The sequence below is a fragment of the Arthrobacter sp. zg-Y844 genome (assembly GCF_024385465.1).
In the GTDB taxonomy this organism is placed as follows: domain Bacteria; phylum Actinomycetota; class Actinomycetes; order Actinomycetales; family Micrococcaceae; genus Arthrobacter_B.
The window spans coordinates 235,021-249,270 of the sequence record NZ_JANFLS010000004.1 but is presented as its reverse complement, the minus strand read 5'-3'; the positions used below and the strand labels follow the sequence as shown (position 1 = coordinate 249,270).

General features: G+C 65.3%; 10 protein-coding genes. 4 read left to right on the top strand and 6 right to left on the bottom strand.

The genetic code is table 11. The features are described from left to right. Positions 1-168: 168 nt before the first annotated feature. The 3 genes from NNX35_RS16095 (at position 169) to NNX35_RS13555 (ending at position 5,520) form a co-directional block, all read left to right on the top strand. Positions 169-3,213, top strand: coding sequence for a LamG-like jellyroll fold domain-containing protein (locus NNX35_RS16095; RefSeq protein ID WP_304661232.1), 3,045 nt, complete (start codon positions 169-171; stop codon positions 3,211-3,213). A 76-nt stretch (positions 3,214-3,289) separates the two neighbouring features. Beyond that, positions 3,290-3,985 (top strand): hypothetical protein, encoded by a 696-nt coding sequence (locus NNX35_RS13560; protein WP_255868038.1) that lies wholly within the window; start codon positions 3,290-3,292, stop codon positions 3,983-3,985. A 68-nt stretch (positions 3,986-4,053) separates the two neighbouring features. Then, positions 4,054-5,520 carry a polysaccharide biosynthesis tyrosine autokinase gene (locus tag NNX35_RS13555; RefSeq protein ID WP_255767036.1) on the top strand — a complete coding sequence of 489 codons (1,467 nt, stop codon included), beginning with the start codon at positions 4,054-4,056 and terminating at the stop codon, positions 5,518-5,520. Between the two features lie 171 nt (positions 5,521-5,691). Here the strand turns inward: NNX35_RS13555 and NNX35_RS13550 are convergent, their stop codons facing one another. Genes NNX35_RS13550 through NNX35_RS13535 form a run of 4 tightly spaced genes read right to left on the bottom strand, consistent with a single transcriptional unit; the run spans position 5,692 to position 10,407 of the window. Next, a complete protein-coding gene (locus NNX35_RS13550) occupies positions 5,692-6,927 on the bottom strand; it encodes a hypothetical protein (protein WP_255767035.1) in 1,236 nt (411 codons plus the stop codon). Further along, entirely contained in the window at positions 6,927-7,727 is an 801-nt protein-coding gene (locus NNX35_RS13545) for a CDP-alcohol phosphatidyltransferase family protein (protein WP_255767034.1), read from the bottom strand. Before NNX35_RS13545 ends, NNX35_RS13550 begins: the two co-directional genes overlap by 1 nt. Continuing rightward, the gene (locus NNX35_RS13540) at positions 7,724-9,160 is read right to left on the bottom strand and encodes an O-antigen polymerase (protein WP_255767033.1); all 1,437 of its coding nucleotides are present in this window, start codon (positions 9,158-9,160) and stop codon (positions 7,724-7,726) included. The genes NNX35_RS13545 and NNX35_RS13540 overlap by 4 nt, the downstream gene beginning before the upstream one ends. After that, positions 9,157-10,407: a glycosyltransferase gene (locus NNX35_RS13535; RefSeq protein WP_255767032.1), complete on the bottom strand. Its 1,251-nt coding sequence runs from the start codon at positions 10,405-10,407 to the stop codon at positions 9,157-9,159. Before NNX35_RS13535 ends, NNX35_RS13540 begins: the two co-directional genes overlap by 4 nt. 592 nt (positions 10,408-10,999) lie before the next feature. Here NNX35_RS13535 and NNX35_RS13530 point away from each other — a divergent pair. Continuing rightward, positions 11,000-11,800 carry an SGNH/GDSL hydrolase family protein gene (locus NNX35_RS13530; protein ID WP_255767031.1) on the top strand — a complete coding sequence of 267 codons (801 nt, stop codon included), beginning with the start codon at positions 11,000-11,002 and terminating at the stop codon, positions 11,798-11,800. Between the two features lie 20 nt (positions 11,801-11,820). Here NNX35_RS13530 and NNX35_RS13525 read toward each other — a convergent pair whose 3' ends face one another. Then, positions 11,821-12,447: an acetyltransferase gene (locus tag NNX35_RS13525; RefSeq protein ID WP_255767030.1), complete on the bottom strand. Its 627-nt coding sequence runs from the start codon at positions 12,445-12,447 to the stop codon at positions 11,821-11,823. Between the two features lie 149 nt (positions 12,448-12,596). Next, the gene (locus NNX35_RS13520) at positions 12,597-14,180 is read right to left on the bottom strand and encodes a sugar transferase (protein WP_255767029.1); all 1,584 of its coding nucleotides are present in this window, start codon (positions 14,178-14,180) and stop codon (positions 12,597-12,599) included. Positions 14,181-14,250 lie beyond the last annotated feature (70 nt).

Here is a 14,250-nt window from a genome sequence, read left to right as displayed (position 1 = left end):
CAAACACGGGTACCGGTGCGCGGATGCCGCGTAACGTCGGGCACAAGTCGGGTAATGGACACCGTGCAAACGGCCTCTTCCGCATGGCTACGATGCTCACAGTCTCGGGCAAATCGTCCCGACCCCATGTAAACGAGGCGTGGCGTGCGTAAATCATTAGCAGCTCTATTGGCGGTTGCGGCCCTGGCAGCAACCACGTTGGCAGGGACAGCAACGCCGGCGTCTGCCATTAGCCCCGGCGTCGCTTTTTCTGCCACCGACCTGCCCACCTGGCAGACCAACGGCATCGTCTGGGCATTGGCACAGTCCAACGGCATCGTCTACGCCGGCGGCACCTTCACCGCCATCCGCCCGCCCGGCACCACCGCCGGCGGCACCGGAACACGCAGCGCCGTGAACTTCGCCGCTTTCGACGCCTACACAGGGAACCCGACCAACTGCAACCTCTCGGTCACCGGCGGCAGCGGCACCGTCCGCGCCATGGATGTTTCCCCTGACGGGCGAACCCTCTACATCGGCGGCAGCTTCAGCTCCGTCAACGGCGTCAATGCCTCAAGCATCGCCGCGATCAACCTGCCCGGCTGCACCGTCAAAACCAGCTTCAATCCCGGCGGCGTTTCCGCCACCGTCCGCGCCATCGACGCCACCAGCGACACCGTGTATTTCGGCGGGGACTTCCGCACCGTCCGCAACACCCCCCGTGAGCGCCTCGCCGCCGTCACTCCGACCGGAGCACTGCTGCCCTGGGCCCCGTCGGCGGACCTGCCCATCCGGGCCCTGCACGTCCCGCCCGCCAAGAACGTGGTCATCGCCGGCGGAGACTTCACGACCATGAACGGCACCGACTCCAAGTCCCTGGCAGTCCTGGACCCGGTCTCGGGCAGCAACATCAGGACATATCCGAACTTCTTCATTCCGAGAACGTCAGTAGTGAAATCCATCACCTCCGATGCCACCAGCTTCTACATCGGCAACGAAGGAACCGGTGGTGGTGTCTTCGACGGACGGGCCCGCCTCGATCTGGGCACGTATGACCAGGTCTGGAGGGACACCTGCCTCGGTGCCACGCAGGCCGTGTCCATCTACCAGCACAGCCTCTACGCCGCGCATCACTCCCACGACTGCGGCAGCATGGGTTCATTCACCGATGGAAGCCGGATCCACCTCAGTGCCCAGGACGTGGACAACCCCTCCCCCATGATGCAGTGGAACCCCCTGACCAATGACGGGCAGGGTGAAGGCATCGGTCCGCGGACCCTTGCACACACCACCACCGGATCAAACGACGTGCTGTGGGTCGGCGGGGAGTTCACCACCACCAACGGCAAGGCCCAGCAAAGCCTGACCCGGTTCGGCCCCGGTCCTGGCACCGCCGGCCCCGGCACACCCCGGTTCGTCAGCGTCGAGTCCCGCGCCGTCGGGCAGAACACCATCCGCTGGCAGACGGCAACAGACCCCGACGACTCGGAGCTGACCTACAGCATCTACCGCAACGGATCCTCCACCCCGTTGCGCACCGTAGCGGCGTCCTCTCTCTGGTGGAACCTGCCGCAGGCCTCATTCACGGACACCACCGCGACACCCGGGGTCAGCTACTCCTACCGGGTCCGCGCCAACGATCCCGACGGACACGCGGGACCGCTCTCGGCCCAGGTACAGATCACCACGGCCACCACGGCGCAGGCCTACTCCTCCAGGGTCCGCGCGGACGGCGCGGAAACCTACTGGCGCCTCGGCGACTCCTTTGCCGCCGCGCCGGATTCCGCAGGCGACCGGATGGGTCTGCCCTACGGCTCTCCCGTCATGGGCTCAGCCGCCGGCGCACTTGCCGGCGACGCCAACCGGGCCACCAGCTTCGACGGTGTGGACGATTTCGTCTACGGCCCGCAGCGGGTCACCCCGCCCAAGGTGTTCAGTGCAGAGGCCTGGTTCCGGACCGACACCACCACGGGCGGAAAAATCTTCGGCTTCGGCAACGGACAGCCGCGCCGAAACAATACTTCCCCCGGCCTCAGCAGCAGCTACGACCGGCACGTCTACATGAACAACGCCGGCAACCTGATCTTCGGGGTCTGGAACGGCAGTGCACAGACGCTCGTCTCGCCCGCTACCTACAACGACGACGCCTGGCATCATGTGGTCGCCACCCAGGGGCCCAACGGCATGGTTCTCTATGTCGACGGCGTGCAGGTGGGCGCGAACGAGGTGACCACCAACGAATCGGTCGCCGGATCCTGGCGGATCGGCGGAGACCAGCTGGGCTCGACGTGGCCGCAGATGCCCCGCAGCCGGTATTTCAAGGGCAGCGTTGATGAATTCGCCGTCTACCCCACGGCCCTGAGCCAGGCCACGGTGCAGGCGCACTACACAGCCGCCGGCGGAGGCGCCCCGGCTCCGGACAGCACGCCGCCGTCGGCGGTGGGAGGTGCAACTGCCTCCCTCTCGGGAACCACCGTGAATCTGGGCTGGACCGCTGCCACCGACAATGTTGGAGTCACCGGGTACCGGGTCCATCGGTCCACCGTGGAGGATTTCACTCCGTCCGCAGGAACCCTGCGGGCCACGGTGCCCGGAACGGCACTGTCCTACGAGGACAGGGAACTGGCACCAGGGACCTACCATTACCGGATCGTGGCAGTTGACGCCGCGGAGAACAGCGGACCGGCTTCGGCGCCGGCCTCCGCAACAGTTCCCACCGCCGAAGTCCCCGTGCAGCCGGTCACGCTGACGTTGACGCCGTCGGAGGACACCTACGTTAATCAAGCAGCACCGAACTCGGCGTTCGGCTCCCCCGTCACCATGGCCTCCCGCGGCAACCTTGGCTACACCTCGTATCTGCGGTTCCTGCCCGGCACCGAAGTGCCGGACGGGATGCGCCTGCAATCGGCCACCCTCCGGCTCTACACCACGACCGAGTCCATCGCGGGATCGGTGGACCAGCACACAATCCACTCCGTTACCGGCAGCTGGTCGGAGGCGGCTACCAGTTGGAACACCAGGCCGGCTCTGGCTTCGACCCTGCTGGGCAGCATCGCACCTACCGCAGTGAACAGTGCCTACACCATCAACCTTGATCCGGAGGCCGTCTCCGCGCTGTTGGCCGGACCGGTGAACCTGGGCATCACCAGTACCGGCACGGACAACGCGTGGTTCTACACCAGAGAAGCATCATCCACCCGCCGTCCGGTCCTGACCCTCGTCTTCGCCCCCTGACATCCGGCCGGCGGGGCACACGTTCCGCCTTGAAGAGAAAGCGCATCGCATGAAAACAGGTCTCAGTAAACAACCCGTGGCGGCACGTCTGCTCGCCGCCGGGCTGTTGGTTCCGTTGCTGGGGACGGCCACAGCCTGCAGTTCCTCCGATCCCGGGCAGGGAAACCCGAAGGCTACGGCCAGCTCCATCCCCTCCGCACCCCCTTCCCCGTCCGGCGGCGGCAGCACCGCCGCCGAATCCCCGTCCGGCGCTCCTGACGCGGAGGAACAGCCCACCGGCGACCAGTCCCCGCAGCCGGCACCGGAGCCCACCTTCAACGACGCCGAGAAGGTCTTCCTCGAGGGCAAGGTGCCCGAGGGCGTTGATCCTAACGCCGTACTGCAGGTCGGCCAGGAACGATGCGACGTTCTGTTGAGCGCAAAGGCATCCGATCCCGAGGCCGTGGTCAGCGAGCTGATTACGAATCCCTCGACCGAGATGGCCGACGCGATCAATGCTCTGTGCGCGGACCTGCTGCCGGAGCTCGAGGCATCCGCACTCGGATTCCCGGACGGGGTTTTCATTGTGGGCGAGCCCGCACCCCACGCAGAAGAACCCTCCATCGCTCCCGGCACCTACCGTGCCTACACAGGCATCGACGGATGCAGCATCTCGATCTATACCGGGTCCGGCGCGCTGATCGGAAACTACGACGGCTCCGCACCGGTCACTATCGGGGCAGATGCCGCACGGGTGGATTCCAGCCAGTGCCACTCCTGGTTCCGCTCATGAGGCGCCGGATCCACCAAGCACCGCAACCAACCAGCCATCTTATCCAAGGGAAGGGGTAACCAATGGATATGCGCGAACAGATTCTCGTCCTGCGACGAAATTGGATGCTTATTGTTTCATTCGCTCTTATTGGCCTGATCACGGCCGGCGTGGTGTCTGTCATCATGCCGAAGGATTACACCGCAAACAGCAGTATTTTTGTCTCGACCCAAAACGTGGAGTCATCGGCCGAACTACAGCAGGGCAGTGTTTTCGCGCTGGCCCGGGTGCAGTCCTACGTCGACCTGGTCAGGAAGCCGCAGGTCCTGGACCCGGTGATTGAAAAGCTCGGCCTCGACACCACCGCGCCGGAGCTGGCGAAGAACGTCAAAGCCTCGACCTCCCGCAACACGGTGATCATTGAGATCGAAGCCGTCGACTCCTCTCCTGAGCGTGCCGCGGAAATTGCCAACGGCGTTGTCTCAAGCCTGATTGTGTCCGTGGCAGACCTGGAGCGTCCCACCAACGGACTGCCCTCGCCGGTCCGGCTGTCCTCAGTGGACACTGCGCAGGCACCGGCCAGCCCGTCCAGCCCCAAGACTTCCCTGAATCTGCTGCTCGGCCTGCTTTACGGCCTGGCCGCCGGGCTGGTGGTAGCCATCCTGAGGAACGTCCTGGACCGGCATGTCCGGACGGAAGCAGATCTGCGCAGGTCCACCTCGCTGGCGCTGCTGGGCGGTATCACTGAATCGGCGACCCCCGGGGTCTCCTCCGCACCGTTCGTGCTCGGCGGCTCGGGCAGCGATGCGTTCCGCCAGCTGCGGACCAACTTGGAGTTCGCCGCCGTCGGACATGAGATGCAATCCGTAGTAGTCACGTCGTCCCAGGCCGGAGAAGGCAAAAGCACAGTAGCCCTGAACCTGGCGCTGAGCATCGCGCAAAGCGGCCGCAGCGTCCTGCTGGTCGACGCTGACCTGCGCCTCCCTTCGGTGGCCGCTGCCACCGGTTTGGAGCAAACCGTGGGACTGACCACGGTATTGATCGGGCGTACCAACCTCTCCGATGCGGCGCAGCACTGGGGCAACGGCGGCTTGTCCGTCCTGACCTCGGGTCCGTTGCCGCCAAACCCCACGGAACTGCTGGGTTCATCCACCATGCAGAAGCTGATCGGGGAAATGGAGGAGGCATACGACGTCGTGATCTTTGATGCCCCGCCGGTGTTGCCGGTCGCCGACGCCACTATTCTGACCCGGTACACGGACAGCCTGCTGCTGGTGGTCGGTGCGACAAAGGTCAGCCAGCACAATCTGTCCAAGGCAGTTGAACAGCTGAACCTGGTGAAAGCCAATGTCATCGGGGTCGTCCTGAACCGCATACCGCGGAAGGGCCCGGATGCGAACTCGGCGTACCTCGCCGGCTACGGAGCCGTTCCGGCGTCCCCGCTGGACGGGGAGCAGAGCGGCCAGCCGTCGTCGCCGATCGCCGAAGCTGAGGCTGCCATCGTGCACGGCGGTGAGGGCCGCAGCGCCCGCCGGAAGCACCCTGTAAAGAGCTGATTCCCAGTCCCCCTGCGGACCCGACGGACCGCACTGTGTCATGCGGCAGGCAAAGGCCCGGCACCTGATCACCCTGGTCAGGTGCCGGGCCTTTGCCTGCATTCCTCCCCTGATGGGGCACCGGTACCTTCTGCCCGTGCAGCCCGGCTGTTCGGACAGCGGCTCCCGCGTCTACCGGCTGGAGACCTCCTGCGTCATCGCTGCCTCAGCTCCGCTGCGGCGCCTGACGGCCAGACTGAGCAAGCCGCAGGCCGAGGCCAGGGCGACGGCACCTGCAAAGCCCCACGCTGCGGCCACCACGGATCCCGTCAGGGCGAAACAGAGCGGCAGTACCAGGGTTAGGCCGGCAAGGACTGCACGCATAAGGGTGGAAAGCCGGTTGGCCTCGGAGGCCCGGAAATAGGCCAGCATGACCGTGTAAGGGACCATGGCCAGGTAGTGCATGGCATACGGCCAGCGCAGCTCCGTGGCGTTGGACCAGGTATCGCCCAATACGAATTCCCCGGCAGCATCGGGCAGAAGCAGTACGGCAGCACCCCAGGCCACAGCGAGTCCACACACCACCGCCGAGGCTTCCAGCAGCCGCCGCCGGAACACTGCCGTCCCCCGCGAGCGCACCAGTTCCGGAATGATCGCCGTCTTCACTGCACCGAAAACCGTGTTCAGCGGCGAAAACAGCAACTGCGCCGCACGCAGTGCCCCGACACCGGCGGCCCCCAATGGAAAGACCAGCAGATACAGCACCGCGAAGCTCGAGGCGTTGAGGGCAGCGAACTCTGCGAGATAACGGAATGCACAGTCCCGGTTCAGCCGCAGCCAGCGTGCTCCGGCCATCACAGCCGGCACACTTCGGACAAGTATCAGGCCAACGACCAACGCTGCGAACGCCCCCGCGATCCACCATAAGAGCACCGGAGCCAGGGACCAGCCAGCGTTCGCCGCCAGCAGCATGGCAGGAATGGACAGGCCTGCCCAGAGCCCGTCTATGGCCAGCGCCCGTGCCGGCAGTCCCTGACAGATGAAGAGGTACCGAAGGCTGTCCTGCAGCAGGATAAACGGTGCTGCCAGCGCCATGACCATCCACAGGAGTGCGTCCTGCCCTTCTGCGAGGGCAGCAACTCCCAGCAGGAACAGCGCCGCCGGTACGGCCACGAGTACCGATCCGCCCAGGCTGGCGGCGATGACCTGTGCGTTGAGGGCACCGGTGCGCGAGTAGCGCACCAGCAGAGTTTCACCCACGAATGCGCGCTGCGCTCCGAGGAACAGCAGCAACCCGGCATACGCGAGCGAAAACTGGCCGAACTCGCCGGTGCCTGCCACGTTCGCCGCCACGGCAACGGCCACGAAATTGGACACACTCGAGACACCCTGGTCGGCGAAGGTGGCAAAGCGGCGCATTGCTCCCATCAGCGCAGCCGGAGGAGCTTGGACCGCCAGTGCCGTACGAACGCGGCACCGAGCACAACGTGTGCGGCGGCCAGGATGAGGTAAACGGTGAGGAAGACCGAAGGCGCGGGCAGCGCCAGGAAAGCCAGGCAGGTAATTCCATAATCCGCGGGGAGCATCACCACGGAACGGACGAACAGGCGCCGGTCGGCATTCGGATTCGCGCCGGCGACCTGTCCGGAACACCCATCGGGCCCGTGACCCGGGCCGCGATCCGTCCGGGCGTTCCTGGCCAGCTGGTCGAAGAGCATTCCCCCGAAGAAAATCACAGAGCTGGCCAGCAGGAAAACACCGCAGGCGAGAGCCAGCAGCACGACGTCGTAATCCGTTGTCCGCGCGAGAAAGCAGAAAGCAGCCACATGCATTACCGTTATCCGGCCGTTGTCCAGCAGGTGGTCCAGCCACTCCCCGTAGGCCGTGCTGCTGCCCTGCAGCCGGGCCAGCTGCCCGTCCGCGGAATCAAGGACATACCCGGCAGCGAGCAGCACGCCCGCCAGTGCTGCCGCCGGCTCGGGCTGCGCCCAGAGCGCCAGCCAGACCAACGACCCGTAGGTCAGGACCGCTCCGGCCCAGGTCACATGATTGGGGGCGATCCGGGTTCCCCGAAGGGCCGCTGCGACGGCGCGGCCGGCCGGCCGGTTCACGTAGAGCAGATACAACGGGGCGCCCTTGCGGGTTTTCTGCGCCTGTCTCAGCTGGTCAAAGGAGGCACGGAATCCCGGGCGGTCCGGTGCCTGGGGCAGGGGCAGGGGCCCGCTCATGGTGTGCTCCTTTCGCGGCCGTTGGCCACGGTGGTCAGGATGAGGATGGAAACCGCCAGGATCATCAGCCGGCCCATGGACTGAAGCAGCGATCCGCGCATCAGGATGAAGAGGTAGCCCGCAAAGATCGAGATACCCAGATACCCGACGGATCCCATTCCCAAAACGTCTGCCCGGTACGCCGTGTCCAGGCGGCGGGCCAAGACGCCGAGGCCGGCGAAGGCCAGCACCACGCCGAGCAGTCCGAAGTTGATCCAGGCCTCCGCCCATAGCGGCGCCGACAGGTTGAGATTTGAGTTGTTCATCCAGATGCCAACCTCAACACCGGTGTCGTACGGCTTATCCGGCCAGCCCACCCGCGGCACCCAGAAAAGCAGCGGCCCCAGCGCCTGCATACCCCAGGACAGTCCGTGGTCAGCGGTATAGCCGAGGGTGTTGGCCAGCATGGTGAACTGGTCGTAATCCTTCGTGGCGATCATGGTCCACACCGAATCGACCTGCAGCGGAGCCTGCGTACCGGCGGCCCGGCGGGTGATGTCCGACAGCGGGAAAACGAAGATCGAGGCAAGTGTTCCGCCCAGGATGGCAAGGTTGAACAGCGCCTTGCGTCCCCGGATCAGCGGGAGGACCAGCCCGAACAGTACAGCCAGGACCCAGTAGCGTGAATTGGAGATCGGGTTGTTCACGACGACGTTCATCAGCACCAGCGCCACCATGAGGATGACGTCCAGGATTACCAGCGCATGCTCCCGGGTACGGACCACGTGAATGTAGAAGATAAGCGCGCAGAGGTTGGCCACCGACCCTGCGCCGGAGATGATCGCCCGCAAGGCCTGGCCGCTGTCCGGGTTGATCGCATCAAGTGCCGCGCCGGCCTCCTGCCTGCTGAGGAAAAAGACGGCCATACCTCCCACCTGGACGATATAAATCAGTCCCGCAGCCAGCGCACCAATGGAAAACATGCGCAGGACCCTTATGCCGCGCAGCCTGTGCACACGCATCCGGGGCTTATCTGCCTGCGGCCGGCGCAGCCGTGAGTGGTATGCGATGTCGAAACAGACGCATCCCAGAAGGGTAAGCAGGCTGGCCCCCGTCAGCATCTGGTCGTCCACTTGGATCGCGAGGGCTGTGGACCGCCCAGTGGTCAACTGCGCGAGCGGTGCCACCCCCATACAGGTATAGACGAAGATCCAGAACACACCGGAGACGGGGCGGATGGCCCGTTGGCTAAGCACGAGGGAAAGTTTCACTGCGGCGTAGAGCACGACAGCGTAGCGGATCAGGAAATCCGTGTCGGTGTAAAAAACGGCGCTGGCGCCGCGGACCAGCAGTGGGAGCACGACGCCAAAGGCGAGGAACGCCACCATGGCGGCGGCGGACCGGGCGCTCGAGCGCTTCTCGATCTCGGTACCGGCGGGCAACAGGGTTGTCATAGCTGCCTTCCATCCGACCCGGCTACGCCGCGATAGGTTGTGAGCAGGTCTTCGGCCAGTGCGCGGGTGGACCAGTTATCCCGGTGAATTCGCCGCGCGTTGCCACCTATCCGCACACGGGCAGCGGGGTTTCGGGCCAGCTCAAGCATCGCGTCCCGAACGGTGGAAACATCAGGTTCCACCACGACGGCGGCGTCCTTCCGGGCCATTAAGGGAGCCAGTCCGCACTGCACAGTGAGGATCAGCGGTGTGCCCAGCGCAGCCGCCTCAAGCACCGTCATGGGGTATGGCTCGGACAGCGCGGGCAGGACGTAGGCCGTGCACGCCGCCATCCGCGCCTGGACGCCGGCCGCCGGCAGCTCTCCGACGAACTCGAAACGGTCCGCGTGCCGGGAAGCAGCAATCAAGGCGCGCACCTTCGCTGCTTCGCCCTGATCAGGTCCGACAATGACGAACCGGGCGTCCAGTCCCGCGTCCAGGGCCTGTATGGCAGCCTGCACGAAGACCCCGGGCTGTTTGCGCGGTGCCAGCCTGGCCGCGAACAGGAACACGGCCTTGTCCGGGTCCGACCACCTTTGCCGCGGTTCCGCCGTCGCATTCACGACACGGTGGAAACGGGCGGGATCCACTCCCAATTGAGCCAGCCCCCGTTCCTCGTCCTCGGTGAGGGTCAGCCAGAGAGTCGGGATCCGCAGGATGCGGCGGGTGATCAGCAGGTCGAAAGCCCGCAACAGGGGGCGCCGCGACGGCTGGAGCATCCCGTGCGCCTGGGCCACCACCGGCACCTTGGCCCGGCCAAGCAGGAACACCGAAGCGCAGGTCACGAAATCCCGGCAGAGGTGCACGTGCGCGACACCGGCCCCTGCTGCGGCTCTGAGTACGTAGCGCGGCAGTGCCAGACTGACCGGAGCCCGCAGTCCGGCTCCCGGTGCGGGCCGACGCATCCGGAAGAGGCGGGGTACCACCGCTGGCTGCCCCTGCTCCGCCGGGAGGGACGGAGCCTGCGGCGCAGCTGCGCCGACGTGCGTAGCCGGCGGAACGCCCAACCAGCCACCGACCAGGTCGACTTTCACCCCCAGTCCGGCCAGGGCATCACTTTGCATCTGGGCCACTACCCATACGCCACCGGCTGCCGTGCCCGCGAGCCCGCCGATCTGCAGGACGGCCGGGGCCGGACCCGAACGGTCCCGCCGCCGGTTCTCTTGAGCAGCAGAGCCCACGGTTGGTACGGCAGCGGTCTTTGGCACGGAGGTGAGCAGTCCACCGGAAGCACCCTGCTCCCTCGCCTTCACTTGCCGCTCCCCTGGTCAGCGGGAGAGGCGGACCCCGCGTTTCGCTGCTGCCCGTCCCGGCAGTATCCGTCCGTTTCGGGAATTCCGCGAATAGCGCTAAAACCGAATGACAGGAATGCATTCTGCACCATCCGGCGTCCAGATTTCAGCCCCGGCCCCGCACAATGCCAATAAACGGGTGAATCAAGGACTGCAGGCCGCATAAACCGCTCCGGAGCATATCCCCCGGCTGCCCGCTCGCACCAAATCCCGAAGTTTTGATGCCCGCCTCCTTTTTCGCGCTGAACTCCATCATTAAGGAAGGAGGTACCGGAAAATACGCGGCAAGACGGGGCAATCGCAGCCGCTCGGCCCGATCCCGCGATGCCCTGAAGGAATGTTCGACAGGACGCACCGAGCGCTCCGGACGACATTACTGAGACATTTTTGGCATAGCTTGTTTCACTCAAAAGAAAAACAGGTATTTTACCCACGTACTCCCCCTGGATTAAGTATTTATGGACCGAGTCAGCATCTTTTTACGGGATTATTCGATTACGATTCAGGAATGCCTACTCGACATGGACGCCACACATCCAAGCGCCGTTCCCGGAGGAGACGGCAGGGCCGGAAGTTCGTCTGGTTCCTGGTCCTTGCCGTGACTGCCGGCTTGGTCTCGGCGTACGCGCTTTCCCAGGCCCCGGAGACCAGCCGGGCTCTTTCCCCGCGCCCGTCTTCCGGAGGCCCCGGCACAGGCGAGGTCTTCGCAGATTCGGTGGTCAAAATCGATGTCCTGGGCGATTCCTTCACGGCGGGTTCCGTGGAAGGCGGCCGCGGGGCGGCTAACTGGACCCGGCTGGTCGGCACCCGGTTCACGGACCGCGGCGATACGGTCGAACTGAACGTCATGGCGCAGCCAGGGTCCGGCTACATAGCCCGCGGCATCGAAGGTCTGACCTTCCGGGAGATTGCCACTCTCCGGCTGAGGGAGGATACGGATGTCGTCCTGGTTTTCGGCAGCAGGAATGACGGCCTCCAGACGGACGATGCCATGTACGTTGCCGCCAAGGCGCTGTACGCGGACGTCCGGGACCGTGCACCGGGGGCCCGCATCGTCGCCGTCGGACCGGTCTGGCCCCAGGACACCGCTCCGGATTTCATCCAGGCCAACAACGAGGCCATGGCTCGGGCCGCCAGCGAGGAAGACGTCCGGTACGTTGATGCCTTGGCGGCCGGCTGGTTCGCCGGCGACAACACCGGATTGATCAGTGAGGACGGTGTCCATCCCACGGACCTTGGCCATGACTACCTGGCGGGGAAGATCTTTCCGCTGCTGGAGGACGCCCTGCGCGAAGTCCGCGCCGCATAGCGGGTACCCGGCTGCGGCCCTCACGAAGATTTCCGTTCCGCATTGCTGCTCTCCGCGGCGGACACGAACCGTTCCCCGAGCCCGGTCGGTCCGACGGCGCTGCCAAAGACCTGTCCCGGCGGGACCGTCCCCTTGACCACGGTCATTGGCTGGATGACTGCGGACTTCCCGATTCGGGTTCCTCCCAGCACCATGCAGCGCGACGTGACCCAGGCGCCGTCGTCAACCCGGATGGGACTGGTCACCAGCCCCATGTCGGTACGGACCCGGTGGCTGCCCGTGGTCAGGAACGTTTCCTGTGAGATGACGACGTCGGCTCCGATCCAGATGTCGTCCTGGTTGTGGAACCACACGCCTTCACCGATCCAGGACCGGGGACCGATGTGGAGCTTCCACGGTGCCTTGACGCGGGTGCGCGGACGGAAGATCACGCCGTCGGCAACCTCAGCCCCGAAGGCCCGCAGCACAGCGACCCGCAGACGGGAACTGATCTGCCACGGGTTCGTGACAAAGACCAGTTCACACGCGGACCACAGGGCCACCACATACAGTGGCTTTCCCCAGGATTCCTTGGAACCGGGTGCCTTGGACAAATCGATGACAGCGCCGGCGTTTTCCCCTACCGGTCGGGGCTTAGGCCGCAGCATTGTGCGGCCTCCGAGGCATCCGCCGGGGTTGCCTGGGCCAGTCCCCCCGGGAGGAGGCGACCAGCCGTGGTGCACCGGCTCCGGTAACGAAAGATTCCATGGTTTCCGCTTTCTTCTTGGGGAGACCAGCCGAAGCCGGCGGGCACGCGCTAGTAGGCGCCGACTGGCCGGCGGAGCATCTGCACCGTACGCCAGAGAATGATGAGGTCTCCGGCAAGCGACCAGTTTTCGACGTAGTACAAATCCAGCCGGACGCCGTCTTTCCAGTTGAGTTCCGACCGCCCGTTGATCTGCCACATACCGGTGAGGCCGGGCTTGATGTAAAGGCGGCGGTGCACCCGGTTGCCGTACCGGGCCACTTCGCGGGGCAAGGGCGGCCGCGGGCCGACCAGGGACATGTGGCCCACGAATACGTTCCAGAACTGGGGCAGCTCATCGAGGGAGTACTTGCGCATCCATCGACCCACGTCGGTGACCCGCGGGTCGTGCTGCATTTTAAAGAGCAGGCCGTCTCCCTCATTACGGTCCAGCAGTCCGGCAAGATCATCTTCGGCGGTTTCCACCATTGACCGGAATTTGTACATGAGGAACTTCCGGCCGCCCCGCCCTACGCGTTCCTGGCGGAAGAGAACCGGACCGGGGCTGTCCTTTTTGATCAGCACGGACAGGATGATGAAGACCGGCAACAGCACCAGCAGTGCCAGCCCGGAGAGGGTTATGTCCAGGGTCCGTTTCATGGCATGCCGGGCACCGGCGTACTGCGGGAGCTCGACGTGCATCAGGGGCAGTCCCTCCACCGGGCGGGCGTGAATCCGTGGGCCGGCTACATTGGTCAGTCCTGTGGTGAGGATCAGTTCCGTGGCTGATTCCTCCAACTGCCAGCCAAGCTCCTGTACATACTTGCTGCCGCCCTTGGTGGGACCCGCGACAATGACGGCGTCGGCACCCACGCGCCGCACGGCGTCGACCACCGAGTGCTCATCCGACACCACGGGAACGCGCGTGCCGTCTACTTCCAGCCAGGTCCGCGGCTTTCCGGTCAGCGCCACCCCCACCACCTGGTAGGCGGCCCGTGACTTCCTCCCGATCTGGTGGGTGACGTAGCGGACGTCCCGCGGCCTGCCCAGAACCACCACCTTCGAGAGGTAGCGGCCGCGTTGCCGCTGGCCGGCCAGCCATTGCCGCAGAAACCACCGGCTGCAGACCAACCCGGCAGTGCCGGCGAAGAGCACGAAGCCGAAATAGCCCCGCGCAAGGTCGAACTGGAAAGCGACTGAGGCAAGGGCGAGCCCGCCCAATAGGGCGACGGTGGCATTCACCAGCCGCTTGTATTCGTCGGTGCCCATTCCGGTTATTCGTTTATCCCGGGTCCGGTAGACAGACAGTGCCAGCAGCCAGGCGCAGCCCGTGACCGCCGCTACCACCAGGTAGCTGGTCTCGAACACGCCGACCGGCAGTACGGCGGGCTCCAGCCCGAACCGCACGAGATAGCCGCCAAAGACAGCAGCGAAGACAATCAGTGCGTCACAGACCGAAAGGATTCGGGCGTAACGGCGGTTCCAAAGTACTGCCGCGCTCCTGGTACGCCCGGTCCTGCTGAACGGCTTGGCAGTGGTGAAACTCGGAAAGACAAAAGGCTGCGCCGGCAGGACGGTTTCAGCTGCTCCGCGGACCTGCGCCATAACGGAGCCGTCGGAATGCGCGCCGGGAGGACCGGTGGCGGAAAAATGCACCAGATCTGGCGCCTTGCGTTCGGATACCGTCCGTTCGGCTGCCCTGTGTCTTGCCTCGGCGGGCACAGCG

What these genes read in the sequence shown, in the direction of transcription:
- NNX35_RS13555 (WP_255767036.1), top strand. Translation starts at nt 4,054, where the DNA reads ATGCGCGAACAGATTCTCGTCCTGCGACGAAATTGGATGCTTATTGTT.
- NNX35_RS13550 (WP_255767035.1), bottom strand. Translation starts at nt 6,927, where the DNA reads ATGGGAGCAATGCGCCGCTTTGCCACCTTCGCCGACCAGGGTGTCTCG.
- NNX35_RS13545 (WP_255767034.1), bottom strand. Translation starts at nt 7,727, where the DNA reads ATGAGCGGGCCCCTGCCCCTGCCCCAGGCACCGGACCGCCCGGGATTC.
- NNX35_RS13540 (WP_255767033.1), bottom strand. Translation starts at nt 9,160, where the DNA reads ATGACAACCCTGTTGCCCGCCGGTACCGAGATCGAGAAGCGCTCGAGC.
- NNX35_RS13530 (WP_255767031.1), top strand. Translation starts at nt 11,000, where the DNA reads ATGCCTACTCGACATGGACGCCACACATCCAAGCGCCGTTCCCGGAGG.
- NNX35_RS13525 (WP_255767030.1), bottom strand. Translation starts at nt 12,447, where the DNA reads ATGCTGCGGCCTAAGCCCCGACCGGTAGGGGAAAACGCCGGCGCTGTC.